The organism is Flavobacterium sp. Root420 (assembly GCF_001427905.1).
Taxonomy (GTDB): domain Bacteria; phylum Bacteroidota; class Bacteroidia; order Flavobacteriales; family Flavobacteriaceae; genus Flavobacterium.
Window position 1 is genome coordinate 1 of sequence record NZ_LMEF01000014.1, and the last position, 12,468, is coordinate 12,468.

The 12,468-nt window shown below is 34.9% G+C and carries 17 protein-coding genes, 3 tRNA genes and 1 pseudogene; 19 read left to right on the forward strand and 2 right to left on the reverse strand.

Going from position 1 to position 12,468, the window contains the following annotated elements:
* The 4 genes from ASC72_RS24365 to ASC72_RS10645 form a co-directional block, all read left to right on the forward strand.
* Positions 1-187, forward strand: a 187-nt coding sequence (locus tag ASC72_RS24365; RefSeq protein WP_206743211.1) for a hypothetical protein, incomplete at its 5' end; no start/stop codon positions are given.
* A 106-nt stretch (positions 188-293) separates the two neighbouring features.
* The gene (locus ASC72_RS10635) at positions 294-593 is read left to right on the forward strand and encodes a hypothetical protein (RefSeq protein WP_056190626.1); all 300 of its coding nucleotides are present in this window, start codon (positions 294-296) and stop codon (positions 591-593) included.
* Positions 594-843: 250 nt separating this feature from the next.
* Complete coding sequence (locus ASC72_RS10640) at positions 844-1,695, forward strand: transketolase (RefSeq protein ID WP_056190628.1); 852 nt, start codon at positions 844-846, stop codon at positions 1,693-1,695.
* Positions 1,696-1,768: 73 nt separating this feature from the next.
* On the forward strand, positions 1,769-2,722 hold the full coding sequence (locus ASC72_RS10645) for a transketolase family protein (protein WP_026984046.1): 954 nt from the start codon (positions 1,769-1,771) through the stop codon (positions 2,720-2,722).
* A 209-nt stretch (positions 2,723-2,931) separates the two neighbouring features.
* Here ASC72_RS10645 and ASC72_RS10650 read toward each other — a convergent pair whose 3' ends face one another.
* Positions 2,932-4,092, reverse strand: coding sequence for an FKBP-type peptidyl-prolyl cis-trans isomerase (locus tag ASC72_RS10650; RefSeq protein WP_056190631.1), 1,161 nt, complete (start codon positions 4,090-4,092; stop codon positions 2,932-2,934).
* A 79-nt stretch (positions 4,093-4,171) separates the two neighbouring features.
* Here ASC72_RS10650 and ASC72_RS10655 point away from each other — a divergent pair, with 79 nt between their 5' ends.
* Both ASC72_RS10655 and ASC72_RS10660 read left to right on the forward strand, forming a co-directional pair.
* Positions 4,172-4,561 (forward strand): RNA-binding S4 domain-containing protein, encoded by a 390-nt coding sequence (locus tag ASC72_RS10655; RefSeq protein ID WP_056190632.1) that lies wholly within the window; start codon positions 4,172-4,174, stop codon positions 4,559-4,561.
* 96 nt (positions 4,562-4,657) lie between these two features.
* Positions 4,658-5,158, forward strand: coding sequence for a phosphoribosyltransferase domain-containing protein (locus ASC72_RS10660; protein WP_056190634.1), 501 nt, complete (start codon positions 4,658-4,660; stop codon positions 5,156-5,158).
* On the opposite strand, the gene ASC72_RS10665 is transcribed toward ASC72_RS10660, so the two are convergent.
* The gene (locus ASC72_RS10665) at positions 5,150-5,668 is read right to left on the reverse strand and encodes a shikimate kinase (RefSeq protein ID WP_056190635.1); all 519 of its coding nucleotides are present in this window, start codon (positions 5,666-5,668) and stop codon (positions 5,150-5,152) included. The two genes, ASC72_RS10660 and ASC72_RS10665, sit on opposite strands and share 9 nt — an antisense overlap.
* Positions 5,669-5,794: 126 nt before the next feature.
* Here ASC72_RS10665 and ASC72_RS10670 point away from each other — a divergent pair.
* The 13 genes and pseudogenes from ASC72_RS10670 to ASC72_RS10725 all read left to right on the forward strand — a co-directional run bounded on the left by ASC72_RS10670 (position 5,795) and on the right by ASC72_RS10725 (position 12,445).
* Positions 5,795-5,867: transfer RNA gene (locus ASC72_RS10670), tRNA-Lys, on the forward strand.
* A gap of 40 nt (positions 5,868-5,907) precedes the next feature.
* Positions 5,908-5,980: transfer RNA gene (locus tag ASC72_RS10675), tRNA-Lys, on the forward strand.
* A 41-nt stretch (positions 5,981-6,021) separates the two neighbouring features.
* Positions 6,022-6,104 (forward strand) — tRNA-Leu (locus ASC72_RS10680).
* A gap of 188 nt (positions 6,105-6,292) precedes the next feature.
* Positions 6,293-6,934: a GNAT family N-acetyltransferase gene (locus ASC72_RS10685; protein WP_056190637.1), complete on the forward strand. Its 642-nt coding sequence runs from the start codon at positions 6,293-6,295 to the stop codon at positions 6,932-6,934.
* Between the two features lie 165 nt (positions 6,935-7,099).
* Positions 7,100-7,312 (forward strand): annotated as a pseudogene (locus ASC72_RS24800) (helix-turn-helix domain-containing protein); the annotation flags it as partial.
* A 269-nt stretch (positions 7,313-7,581) separates the two neighbouring features.
* Positions 7,582-7,905, forward strand: a complete 324-nt coding sequence (locus tag ASC72_RS10690; protein WP_056190639.1) for a helix-turn-helix transcriptional regulator — start codon at positions 7,582-7,584, stop codon at positions 7,903-7,905.
* Positions 7,906-7,911: 6 nt separating this feature from the next.
* A complete protein-coding gene (locus ASC72_RS10695) occupies positions 7,912-8,379 on the forward strand; it encodes an SRPBCC domain-containing protein (RefSeq protein WP_056190641.1) in 468 nt (155 codons plus the stop codon).
* A 6-nt stretch (positions 8,380-8,385) separates the two neighbouring features.
* Complete coding sequence (locus ASC72_RS10700) at positions 8,386-8,763, forward strand: DoxX family protein (RefSeq protein ID WP_056190643.1); 378 nt, start codon at positions 8,386-8,388, stop codon at positions 8,761-8,763.
* Positions 8,764-8,780: 17 nt separating this feature from the next.
* The gene (locus tag ASC72_RS10705) at positions 8,781-9,359 is read left to right on the forward strand and encodes a YdeI family protein (RefSeq protein ID WP_056190645.1); all 579 of its coding nucleotides are present in this window, start codon (positions 8,781-8,783) and stop codon (positions 9,357-9,359) included.
* A gap of 29 nt (positions 9,360-9,388) precedes the next feature.
* Positions 9,389-10,054: a DNA alkylation repair protein gene (locus tag ASC72_RS10710; RefSeq protein WP_056190647.1), complete on the forward strand. Its 666-nt coding sequence runs from the start codon at positions 9,389-9,391 to the stop codon at positions 10,052-10,054.
* Positions 10,055-10,069: 15 nt separating this feature from the next.
* Positions 10,070-10,630 (forward strand): DUF4256 domain-containing protein, encoded by a 561-nt coding sequence (locus tag ASC72_RS10715; RefSeq protein ID WP_056190649.1) that lies wholly within the window; start codon positions 10,070-10,072, stop codon positions 10,628-10,630.
* 224 nt (positions 10,631-10,854) lie between these two features.
* Positions 10,855-11,355: a hypothetical protein gene (locus ASC72_RS10720; protein WP_241775679.1), complete on the forward strand. Its 501-nt coding sequence runs from the start codon at positions 10,855-10,857 to the stop codon at positions 11,353-11,355.
* 130 nt (positions 11,356-11,485) lie between these two features.
* Positions 11,486-12,445 carry an ion channel gene (locus ASC72_RS10725; protein ID WP_056190654.1) on the forward strand — a complete coding sequence of 320 codons (960 nt, stop codon included), beginning with the start codon at positions 11,486-11,488 and terminating at the stop codon, positions 12,443-12,445.
* The last annotated feature ends 23 nt before the right edge of the window (positions 12,446-12,468 follow it).

Below are 12,468 nucleotides of genomic sequence, written 5' to 3' on the forward strand. Positions count from 1 at the left end.
AGAAAACCTGGTATCACAACCTTTTGGATTGGCCTGCAAAAATTCAATTCAGTCATGCAAGGCTGGATACTCTTTAGAGATGTGTCCAGACGGTAGGCTAAAAAGCCTTGTTTTTCTAAATCGGGAGATACCGCTTCTATCCCTAACGCAAATAAGTGACCGTTTTTCAGGAAACAATCAAATGTAAAAGTTACAACATATACAATAGTAAAGTATAACACCACAACAACATTGATTCCTTAATTTTAATGAAATAGAAAAACGAAAATAATATCCATTTAAATATAGAAATCATGATAAATTCAGACGATAATAACCCAATTAAAGAAGATCAAATTGAAAAAAATCTGGAAAACCTAGATTATCCGGCAAATGAAGATATTTACAATCAGGAAGATCAATTAGAAGACATTGATCCCGAAGATATTTCCGGTGAAAGAATCGTCAATCAGGATAATCATGAATGGAAACAAAACAGTGATAAACTCGGAAATGACTTAGATATACCAGGCTCAGAACTTGATGATAAACAAGAAGAAATTGGGTCAGAAGACGAAGAAAATAATTTCTACAGTGAAGGTGACACTAATTAAACCCCTATTTCAGATACATTTTAAAAACGAAATCAAAGTCCCAAAAGGGACTTTTTTTATTTAAATTTTCAATAAAAAACGATACAATTAAGTTATCTCGCTCAAGATATCTAAAACATTTCGGTCTTTTTTTCAGGATCAATAAAAAAAGCGGTGGAATTTAACAATTCCAGCAAACTAAAGCAAAAAATCATTTGTCTCCCCGCAAAATAAAAATTACTTTTGCTCCAGTTTAACTTTTACATATAAAATGAAGCCTAACACACAACAATTAAGCGATTTAACTATCCAAGTAAGAAGAGATATTCTTCGAATGGTACATGCTGTCAACTCAGGACACCCAGGTGGTTCACTAGGTTGTACTGAATTTTTGGTAACCTTATACCAAAATATTATGGAGCGCAAAGAAGGTTTTGATATGGACGGAATTGGAGAAGACATCTTTTTCCTTTCAAATGGTCATATTTCTCCAGTATTTTACAGCGTTTTAGCACGTAGTGGTTATTTCCCTGTTTCAGAACTTGCAACTTTCAGATTATTAAACTCTCGTTTACAAGGGCACCCAACAACTCACGAAGGATTACCTGGAGTTCGTATTGCATCTGGTTCATTAGGGCAAGGTTTATCTGTAGCTCTTGGAGCAGCTCAGGCAAAAAAATTAAATGGAGACAATCATTTGATCTATACTTTACATGGAGATGGTGAATTACAAGAAGGTCAAAACTGGGAAGCGATCATGTATGCTTCTGCAAAAAAAGTAGACAACCTTATTGCAACAATCGACGTTAACGGAAAACAAATTGACGGTACAACTGATGAAGTTTTACCAATGGGAAGTATCCGTGCTAAATTTGAAGCTTTTGACTGGGACGTTCTTGAAATTAAAGAAGGAAACAACATCGACGCTATCCTTGCAGGCTTAACAGATGCTAAATCAAGAACCGGAAAAGGAAAACCAGTTTGTATTTTATTATATACTGAAATGGGTAACGGAGTAGACTTTATGATGCATACACATGCATGGCATGGTAAAGCACCAAACAACGATCAGTTGGCAAGTGCTTTGGCTCAAAACTATTCTGCAGATCAAATCGATTATTAAAAAAGCTTTAAGCTTTAAGCAGTAAGCTTTATGCCTATTGCCTACAGCCTATTGCGTACAGCAAAAAAACAAAATGAAAAAATATACAAATACAGGAAGTAAAGATACCCGTTCAGGTTTTGGAGCGGGAATGACTGAATTAGGTCAAAAAAACGAAAATGTGGTTGCATTATGTGCGGATTTAATTGGATCATTAAAATTTGATGATTTCAAGAAAAATCATCCGGAGCGTTTTTTCCAAATTGGAATCGCAGAAGCTAATATGATTGGTATTGCTGCAGGTTTAACAATTGGAGGAAAAATTCCTTTTACAGGAACTTTTGCTAACTTCTCTACAGGAAGAGTTTACGATCAAATTCGTCAATCAGTTGCTTATTCTGATAAAAACGTAAAAATTTGTGCTTCTCACGCTGGTTTAACACTGGGTGAAGACGGTGCAACACACCAAATCTTAGAAGATATTGGTTTAATGAAAATGTTACCTGGAATGACTGTAATCAACACTTGCGATTACAACCAAACTAAAGCAGCAACTTTAGCATTAGCTGATCACCATGGTCCTGCTTACTTACGTTTTGGTCGTCCGGTTGTAGCTAACTTCACTCCTGCTGACGAGCCATTCGTAATTGGAAAAGCAATTTTATTAAACGAAGGAACTGATGTTACAATCGTAGCAACAGGACACCTAGTTTGGGAAGCGCTTATTGCTGCTGAAGCTTTAGAAGCAAAAGGAATCTCTGCTGAAGTAATCAACATCCACACGATCAAACCACTTGACGAAGAAGCGATTCTTAAATCATTGGCAAAAACTAAATGTGTGGTAACTGCAGAAGAGCACAATATCCTTGGAGGCCTTGGAGAAAGCATCTCAAGAGTATTAGCTTTAAACACTCCTGCTCCACAAGAATTCGTAGCAGTAAATGATAGTTTTGGTGAGTCTGGAACTCCGGAGCAATTAATGGAAAAATACAAACTAAACAATCAGGCGATTGTTGAAGCTGTAGAAAGAGTTATCAAAAGAAAATAATTTTTTACTTTTCTTACTTTATAAAAAACCTCGAAAAGTGATTTTCGAGGTTTTTTTATAATTATAAATTACGCTTGTATTTTTCATTAAAAGCACACGAACAAATAACCACGTAAATTCTTAAAGCTTAAAAAGAACTTCCATGGAAATATTACTTATAAAAAAACCTCGAAAGTGATTTCGAGGTTTTATATTTATAGGAAATAAATTTAATTCTTTTGAAAAGGATAGGTTTTATCCACATGCATTCTTGTACGTCCAGGAGCTGTATAATCTTCCGGCACAAATGCTTTTGAATTAGTAATAGATTCCGGTTTCGTAGGATCAGCAAGCGCTCCAGTTGGTCTTCTTGGAATACCCCAAATTTCAGATTCATCAGTATTAGGTGTATTCGGATTATCTAAAATTGGATCGTAAGGATAATATTTACTTACACCTGAATAGGTAGCGCCTGTTGGTTTAGTAAGTTCAAATCTTGTTGTATAACCATCTCCATCATCATCTCCATCAACAAAGTCAGCAATACCATCTTTATCAGTATCGTCTACTAAATTATCTGTCGGCTTCGGATACTTCGCCGTATCTCTAAAATCATATAAATAACCATCGCCATTAACATCTTCCTGATAATCATAAACACCATCCTGATCATGGTCTAATCTTTGCAAGTCATACAATTTAAAACTAAAGACCAAAGGCGAATATGCAGGAATATCTGTTTTAACTTCAGCATAATAACCAAGTCCGGAAGGTAGAAACATTACACCAGCGCCAAAATCAGTATAGGTAATTACACCATCACTAGCAGTACTCGAAGTACCAGTTTTAAATTTTGGAAAAATTTCTGACCAACCATCAATTACAGGAAATGCGTCTGCTGTGGGTTGATCATATGGCCATAAAAAAAATCTTCCAGGAATTCCTCCATTAGAAGAATCAAAAACAGTCCCATTTAATAAGTTCCCTTTATAAGTAGCTACAACCTTATCCGTATTGATAGGATTTTGTCCCGTTCCTTCTCTTAAGATCAAATAATAAATTTTATAAGTAATACTATCATTATAAACATCTCTAGTCAACAACTTAGGAAAAGAAGCACTATTAAGATATGACATAATAGAAGGCTGCGTTGCAGGATCTGTAATCTTACTAATAACAACGTCCTGATCTTGCGGAGTACCGGAACTATTAGTAACCGTAATATAATTAGTATTTAAATATTTAACAATAGAGTCGTTATCTGCCTTATATTGTACGGTATAATCATTCAAAGGAACTACCACTGCATCATCGTCATCATCACTTTTATTACAAGAAACCAAAGAAATCCCGGCAAGCAATAAAATAAAATAATATTTAAATTTATTCATTATTGTTAATTTTTTAGGTGCGCAAGATACAATATTGATTTATTTTTGTAAAGAATTTAACTTTGATTTTAGAAAAATTATGAGAATAGATAAATACTTATGGTGCGTGCGCTATTATAAGACCCGAAATATGGTAACTGAAGCATGCAAAAAGAACCATATTACTGTAAATGGGCAGGTTGCCAAGCCATCGAAAGAAGTTTTTCCAACGGACAGAATTACCTTCAGAAAAGATCAGATTACACAAATTATTACTGTACTTGATATTCCTGAAAGTCGTGTTGGAGCAAAACTGGTTGACATATACCGCAAAAACGAAACGCCAGCTGAAGCTTATGCACATTTAGAACTATTAAAACTATCTAAAGAACATTATAGAAAAACCGGCGCAGGAAGACCAACTAAAAAAGATCGTAGAGATATTGATGAATATGGGAATGATATTATTGATGAAGAAGAAGAGAATTAAATTCCAATTTTCCATCTGAACAATTCCATTCAAAAATCTGAAATCTAAATTCTAAAATCTAAAATTCTTATTTGTATTTTAGCAAAAAAATAAATCATGAGCAAAAACATCATCTTAACCAATCAGGAAATCGAACACAAAATCAAACGTATCGCTTATCAAATTTACGAGACCTTTGTTGACGAAGAAGAAGTTGTGATTGCCGGAATCGCTTCTAACGGATCTATTTTTGCCAAAAAAATTGCTTTGGCGTTAAGTACTATCTCAACACTTAAAGTTTCGACCTGCGATGTCAAAGTCGACAAACAAAATCCGCAATCGCCAATTCAGACTTCTTTGACTAAAGAAGAGTACCAAAACAAAGGTTTAGTATTAGTTGATGACGTTTTAAACTCAGGCACAACTTTAATCTATGCTGTTCGTCATTTCTTAGACGTTCCGCTTAAGAAATTCAAAACAGCAGTACTTGTAGACCGAAATCATAAAAAGTATCCGGTAAAGGCCGATTTTAAAGGCATTTCACTTTCAACTTCTTTATTAGAGCATGTTCAGGTTGTTTTTGACGACAAAGAAGGCGATTACGCTTTTTTAAGCTAATAAAGCGACAATATCCTCAACCGTTTCTTCGACCGTTTTATCATCAACCACAACTTTATGTTGCGCATGGTTGTAATAAAAGCTGCGATCGAATAAATGCTTCGCGATAAATTCTTTCATTTCCTCTTCATCCATATCTGCAATCAAAGGACGCTTACTTTTATTGTGCACTAATCTATTATATAAAGTCTCGATAGAAGCTTTTAAATAAACAGACATAATATCATCTCTTTGTAACAATAAATGATTATTTGCATAACATGGAGTTCCCCCACCTAATCCGATAATGTTATTTTCTGAAGATTGAAGTAATTCAACAAACATTTTGTGTTCTAATTTTCTAAAATAGATTTCTCCATGTTGTTCAAAAATTTCATTTATGGATAAATTGGCTCTTTTTTCGATGCATTTATCTAAATCTAAAAACGGAATATTTATAATTTTTGAGAGATTTTGGGCAATTGTTGACTTTCCGCAACCCATATATCCTAATAAGATGATTTTTTTCATTTTAATAAAACCCTATAAACTAGGGCGTTGTAGACGTTGGTTAAAAAAAGACAAATTTATAATAAAAATGCTTGCAAATAATAAAATAAACTCCTTATATTTGCACCCGCATTCAAGAAACATAATGACTCGATAGCTCAGTCGGTAGAGCACATCACTTTTAATGATGGGGTCCTGGGTTCGAGCCCCAGTCGGGTCACAAATTATGTGATTAACAACATAAGTTTCTTGAAAGCAATGACTCGATAGCTCAGTTGGTAGAGCACATCACTTTTAATGATGGGGTCCTGGGTTCGAGCCCCAGTCGGGTCACAAAGGTTGTTCGCCACGGCGAATGACCTTTTTTCATTTTTGGCCACGTGGAGAAACGGTAGACTTGCCATCTTGAGGGGGTGGTGCTCGTAAGGGCGTGTGGGTTCAAATCCCACCGTGGTCACTATAAAAAAGAAAAAGCCTAAGAATATAGATTCTCAGGCTTTTTTTGTTCGAAATCTTATTAGGTTTTTTACTTTTTAAAAAGTCAGTATTTGAGTGGAGTATTGGTTTGAACTCCGTCATGGGATCTTCAATTTCTAAATCTAACAATTGTTGTTTTTACTATATTTGTTTATAATATATCTAACCATGAATGATTCTATTTCTTCAGAAATCGTTGAAAACTGGCTTAAAGCCTGGAGTATTTCGAGAAAATTGCCATTACCTGTTAAATTTAAATCCGGCTTAAAGGTGGATGTGGGTCTTGAAAAACAGAAAACTCGCTATGTCTTTACAGAACTTAATACCGATTTTATCCAGCTTTCGAAAGATATAGATGAACCGTGGGTCTTTTTAAAAGTTTGTGCTTCCCCAAGCGAAGTAAAACGTCATATATCGAAGAAATGGATAGTTCAGCCTCAAGGTTATATGATGTCTTGTTTTCATCCGATGACTATTCCAAATATACGTTTACATAACGATTATAAATTAGAAACAACTAATTATAATTCAACTTTTGTTATTAAAATAGTTACTCACAAAGGCGAAGTAGCATCCACAGGTCGCCTTATTCTTGTTGATCAAATGGCGGTATATGATAGAATTTTGACTGATGATAATCATAAAAGAAAAGGGCTTGCAACATTTTTAATGAAAGAACTTGAAAAAATTGCATTATCAAAAGGTATTTCCAAAAACTTTTTAGTTGCCACAGAAGAAGGAAAACCTTTGTATCAATCACTAGGATGGAAACTTTATAGTCTTTATACTTCAATCGTTATTCCTGCCTAATTTGACACTTCTTGTAAATTGATTTTATTACTTCATTGCACAACATTGACCTATCAGGTGAATCTTTTCCAAAACGACCGGAGAAATTTTTAGTTGAGGTAACTCAATAACTTTGGATGAAGTGGCAGAAATAGTTTCCATGAATAAAACTGCTTTTGCCGTTATTTTAAAAATAGAACAAAAAAAACTTTTTCATCTTTTCTAAATGAAATACGAATTGGATATGCCTGCAAATTAATTAGAGAAGATAATTATGGAATTACTGAAGCCGCTTATTTAAGTGGCTACAATAGCCCTTCCCATTTTAACAAACAATTCCGTTTAATAAAAAAAATATCACCATCAAAATTTTATCAGGATTCAAAAGATATCATATAAACCTTTGCAGGAACAAATTTGCTAATTTCCCTGAATCACTATAAATACTCTTTTTTCATAATAGGCACTAATTTTAAATCCTTCAGTAATCCTTTTATTAAAAACAGTGCAAAACAGGTTTTCAAATGCATTATTTATTTTAAAAACATACAAGACTATTCCAAAGTAAACTCATAAACGACAGATTTCTTGTCAATTACAAAAAAATAGCTCTAAATATTTGCGTAGTTAAATAACTACACATATATTTGTAGCCAAATAACTTCATAATGAATTTAAGACGAGATGTATTTCAGGCAATAGCCGATCCCACAAGAAGAGCGATTTTACTTTTGGTGACTTCGCATTCGATGACGGCGGGTGCTATAGCATCCAACTTTGACACAGCGCGACCAACCGTTTCAAAACATTTAAAAATCCTAACCGAATGTGAATTGCTTCAGCAAACACAAAACGGCAGGGAAGTTCATTACACTATAAACGCAGAAAGAATGAGAGAAGTAGCCGAATTCATTGAACCTTTCAGAAAAATGTGGGACGACAGATTCAATAAACTTGAGGATATAATGAAAAACTATAAACCAAAAAACTAAACCAATATGGAATTAAAAACAAAAATAAGTGCCGAAGACGGGAAACAGGAACTCGTCATTACAAGAGATTTTGATTTACCTGTTTCCCTACTCTTCAAGGCTTATATAGAACCCGGAATTGTAGAACAATGGATGGGAACCAAAGTATTAAAACTGGAAAACAAAAAACACGGCGGATATCAATTTGAGACCAGTGACCCTAATGGAAATGTAGTTGTTCAGATGAATGGCGCCATTCATGAGTATATTCCCAACCAAAAAATTACACGAACCTTTGAAATGGAGAATTCACCGTTTGCAGTTCAATTAGAATTCTTAGAATTTGAAGCACTTACAGAAAACACCAGTAAACTAACTATGCAAATTGTTTACAAATCGAATGCTTTAAGAGATCAAATGCTGCAGCTTCCGTTTAAACAAGGCATCAATATGGCGCACAATCGACTTCAGGAAATAGTAAATAAATTAAAATAAAACATCATGACAAAGAGAAACAAAATTATATACTGGGTTGCCACACTTTGGCTGGCATTAGGAATGACTGCAACCGGAATAGTGCAAATATTGCAAGTTAAGGAAGAAGTAGATATGATGGCACATTTAGGTTATCCGCTTTACTTTATGGTTATATTAGGTGTTTGGAAATTATTAGGCGTTATCGCAATACTGATTCCAAAATTCCCGTTACTAAAAGAATGGGCTTATGCGGGTTTCTTCTTCGCAATGTCTGGTGCTATTTTATCACACTTTGCCAAGGGTGACGAAGCTATTGCTTATTTTGGTCCAACTTTATTACTTGTTTTAACTGTTCTTTCCTGGTATTTTAGACCTGCAGACAGAAAAACTATTTCAGTTTAACCCATAAAACAAACAGCATGAATCCGAAAGTTGATTTTTATTTTAGCAAAGCCGGTAAATGGCAGGAAGAATTAGAACAATTAAGAACGATTGCACTTGATTGTCAATTGACAGAAGAGTTAAAATGGGGCACTCCTTGTTATACGCACCAACAAAAAAATATTGTTTTAATACACGATTTTAAAGAGTATTGCGCCTTTTTATTTTTTAAAGGCGCTTTATTAAAAGATACTGAAGGCATCCTGATCCAACAATCGGAGAATGTTCAGGCCGCACGTCAAATTAGATTTACCAATCTTAAAGAAATTGTCAAGTTAAAAAGCGTTCTAAAAACCTATATCTATGAGGCTATTGAAATAGAAAAAGCAGGCTTAAAAGTCGAATTAAAAAAAACCGCAGATTTTCCGGTTTCTGAAGAATTTCAAAAGCAGTTAGATGAAGATTCTACATTAAAAAAAGCTTTCGAAGCCTTAACTCCCGGTCGTCAAAGAGCTTATCTGTTACATTTTTCTCAGCCAAAACAAGCCAAAACGCGAGAGTCAAGAGTTGAAAATGCTATTCCACAAATTCTTGACGGAAAAGGATTAAATGATTAATTATCTTTACAATACAAAACAGAATCAAAATGAAGGCAAAAGATATATTAGCACAACTTGAAGCTCTTGGTGACGAAAAAATGCGTGCGCAAAACAAAAAGCGTGGCGCAGGAGATAATCAATTTGGTGTTAAAATGGGCGACATACGAACTATTGCTAAAAAGATAAAAACCAATCATGAACTAGCCTTAGAACTTTGGGATACCGGAAATGTTGAGGCCCGCTTTTTAGCTGCCTTAATTATAGATCCCAAAAAGCTTTCAAACGACGAAATTGCCAAAATGGTTTCTTCAGAAAAATTCACGCATATTGCCGATTGGTTTTATTCGTATGTCATAAAAGAATATCCAGACAAGGAAACTTTACGACAAAAGTGGATGCATACATCTGATATTATGCAGGCACGTGCCGGCTGGAGCCTTACCAGCGGCTGCGTAACCCGCAATCCTGAATTAGTCGATATTCCGGCTCTTCTCGACAGAATTGAAAACGAGATGCCAAAAGCAGCTCCGGAAGTGCAATGGACAATGAATAGCACTTTGGCACAAATCGGAATTAATCATCCTGAATATCGGGAACGCGCTCTTGCTATTGGAGAAAAATTAGGTATTTATAGAGATTACCCAACTTCAAAAGGTTGTACCTCGCCTTTCGCCCCAATCTGGATTAACGAAATGGTTCGCAGACAGGAATAAACAAATAAAAATATCATGAGCAAAAATAAATTATCACCAGAACATCAGGAGGAAATTATCAGCATCCTTAAAACGCGTTTTGAAAAAAATAAAACACGCCATGCCGATATTGAATGGAATAAAGTACAAGAGAAGCTACAAGCAAATCCAACAAAACTCTGGTCACTCCTTGAAATGGAAAAGACTGACGGCGAACCAGATGTTGTGGGTTATGATAAAAATACAAACGAATATATTTTTTTCGACTGCGTGGCTGAAAGCCCAAAAGGACGTAGAAGCTTGTGTTACGATCGTAAAGCGCTGGATTCACGAAAAGAGCACAAACCTAAAAATAGCGCCATAGATATGGCTGACGAAATGGGTATCGAAATCCTGACCGAAGAACAATATAAGGCATTACAGGAATTAGGGAATTTCGACACCAAAACTTCAAGCTGGATCGCCACAACTCCGGAGGTTCGCAAATTGGGCGGCGCATTGTTTTCTGACTTCCGTTACGGCAGAACCTTCGTGTATCATAATGGCGCCGAATCATATTATGCGGCAAGAGGTTTTCGTGGTTGTTTAAAGGTTTAGTTTTTTTCAGGAGCTATTTCCAGCCATCCACTATATCTTTTATGGTGAACCCCACCATAAAAGGATGCCGCTCCTGTCTGGGCTAGGGCATTTGTTTTCATAAGAAGTTAATAAACTTTTAATTTAATCACGATTATTTCACAAAAGAATTTCTCCTACAAATAAAACTTTCATAAATTCGTTTCCGAATTAATTAACCTACTAACCTAATCCCAAATTGGTTTATGAAAAAATTATTACTAGTATCATTTATTATGATCAGCTGCTCGACCTGGGCACAATCTGCAACGGCTTATTTTGACAAAGCCATGAAAAAAGCCGAAGCCGGCAACACAAAAGGCGCCATTGTCGATTACACCAAAGCTATAGGCATGAATCCAAAGTTTGTTGAAGCTTACCAAAACCGCGGTGTAGCAAAATTCAAACTCAACGACTTAAAAGGAGCACTCGCTGATTTTAGCAAAACAATCGAATTAAATGACATGAATGCAGATGCTTATACAGGAAGGGCAAATGTAAATTACAAATTAATGAACTTTAAAGAAGCCATCATAGATTGCACTTCATCTCTCGATTTAAACCCAAAAGATTATATCGCTTACAACTTAAGAGGTTTGGCTTATAACAAAATTGGAGATAAAAAGAACTGCTGCAAAGATTTCTCAAAAGCTATTGAATTAGGCAGTCAAAGTGCCATAAAAAACAAAGCAACGTTTTGTAGATAAAACAAAAAATAGCTGGCAATATCAAAAAGCAATCAGTAAAACGTATTTTTACTGATTGCTTTTCTGTTTAAAACCAATCGCATTTTCTTATAAAAGATATCATTACATTTGCTCTTTAAACTAACCTTGAATGGCACTTCTTAAAAAAATAAATAACCAGGCAAAAACCGATAAAAATTCAGGATTCGGAACCAATGCAAACAGTTACGGTGGCAGATTTGTAAATAAAAACGGAACTCCAAATATCGAAAAAAAAGGAATGAATATCCTGCGTCGTATCAGTTGGTACCATACCATGATCGACATGCCCAATTGGAAATTCATGCTTATTTTATTTATGTTTTATATTGCTATCAATTTTGTTTTTGCAGTACTCTATTACGGAATCGGAATTGAACATCTTGACGGAATTTCACCATCGCAAAGTGTACTTACACAATTTGGGCAAGCCTATTTTTTTAGCGCACAAACTTTTACAACAGTGGGGTACGGACATATTAGTCCAAGCGGTTTTTTAACAAGTGCATTATCTGCCGCAGAAGCTTTAATTGGTTTATTAAGTTTTGCCATTGCTACAGGTCTATTCTTTGGAAGATTCAGCAAACCAACCGCTTTCTTAAAATTCTCACATAATGCGTTAATTTCTCCATACGGTGAAGGCAAAGGACTAATGATTCGTCTTGTACCTTTTAAAAACACCAATTTTACAGATGCAACGGCCAAAGTAACACTCGGAATGAGCATCGAAGAAAACGGCCAGAGAACAAACAAATTTTACACTTTAGATTTAGAATTGGACAGAATAAATGCATTGTCTTTAAGCTGGACATTAGTTCATCCCATAACAGAAAAGAGTCCATTGTATAATTTTACCAAGGAAGATTTTAAAAGAATTCATGGCGAAATTTTAGTTTTCATCACAACCTTCGATGACATGTACAGTAATACCGTAGCAGCCAGAACATCCTACACTTTTAATGAGGTTATTTATGGTGCAAAATTCGTTACCATGTACAACAGAAGTAAGGATAACTCTAAAACAATTCTGTATCTGGACAAATTAAATCAGTATGATACTACAAACTTTTAATAATCTATCATTTTGATCAGGTT

Bases quoted from the DNA above. Each gene is read 5' to 3' on its own strand.
- ASC72_RS10705 (WP_056190645.1), top strand. From the start codon at position 8,781: ATGAATCCGAAAGTTGATTTTTATTTTAGCAAAGCCGGTAAATGGCAG.
- ASC72_RS10650 (WP_056190631.1), bottom strand. From the start codon at position 4,092: ATGAATAAATTTAAATATTATTTTATTTTATTGCTTGCCGGGATTTCT.
- ASC72_RS10635 (WP_056190626.1), top strand. From the start codon at position 294: ATGATAAATTCAGACGATAATAACCCAATTAAAGAAGATCAAATTGAA.
- ASC72_RS10690 (WP_056190639.1), top strand. From the start codon at position 7,582: ATGAATTTAAGACGAGATGTATTTCAGGCAATAGCCGATCCCACAAGA.
- ASC72_RS10640 (WP_056190628.1), top strand. From the start codon at position 844: ATGAAGCCTAACACACAACAATTAAGCGATTTAACTATCCAAGTAAGA.
- ASC72_RS10725 (WP_056190654.1), top strand. From the start codon at position 11,486: ATGGCACTTCTTAAAAAAATAAATAACCAGGCAAAAACCGATAAAAAT.
- ASC72_RS10700 (WP_056190643.1), top strand. From the start codon at position 8,386: ATGACAAAGAGAAACAAAATTATATACTGGGTTGCCACACTTTGGCTG.
- ASC72_RS10695 (WP_056190641.1), top strand. From the start codon at position 7,912: ATGGAATTAAAAACAAAAATAAGTGCCGAAGACGGGAAACAGGAACTC.
- ASC72_RS10685 (WP_056190637.1), top strand. From the start codon at position 6,293: ATGAATGATTCTATTTCTTCAGAAATCGTTGAAAACTGGCTTAAAGCC.
- ASC72_RS10715 (WP_056190649.1), top strand. From the start codon at position 10,070: ATGAGCAAAAATAAATTATCACCAGAACATCAGGAGGAAATTATCAGC.
- ASC72_RS10645 (WP_026984046.1), top strand. From the start codon at position 1,769: ATGAAAAAATATACAAATACAGGAAGTAAAGATACCCGTTCAGGTTTT.
- ASC72_RS10655 (WP_056190632.1), top strand. From the start codon at position 4,172: ATGAGAATAGATAAATACTTATGGTGCGTGCGCTATTATAAGACCCGA.
- ASC72_RS10720 (WP_241775679.1), top strand. From the start codon at position 10,855: ATGAAAAAATTATTACTAGTATCATTTATTATGATCAGCTGCTCGACC.
- ASC72_RS10665 (WP_056190635.1), bottom strand. From the start codon at position 5,668: ATGAAAAAAATCATCTTATTAGGATATATGGGTTGCGGAAAGTCAACA.
- ASC72_RS10710 (WP_056190647.1), top strand. From the start codon at position 9,389: ATGAAGGCAAAAGATATATTAGCACAACTTGAAGCTCTTGGTGACGAA.
- ASC72_RS10660 (WP_056190634.1), top strand. From the start codon at position 4,658: ATGAGCAAAAACATCATCTTAACCAATCAGGAAATCGAACACAAAATC.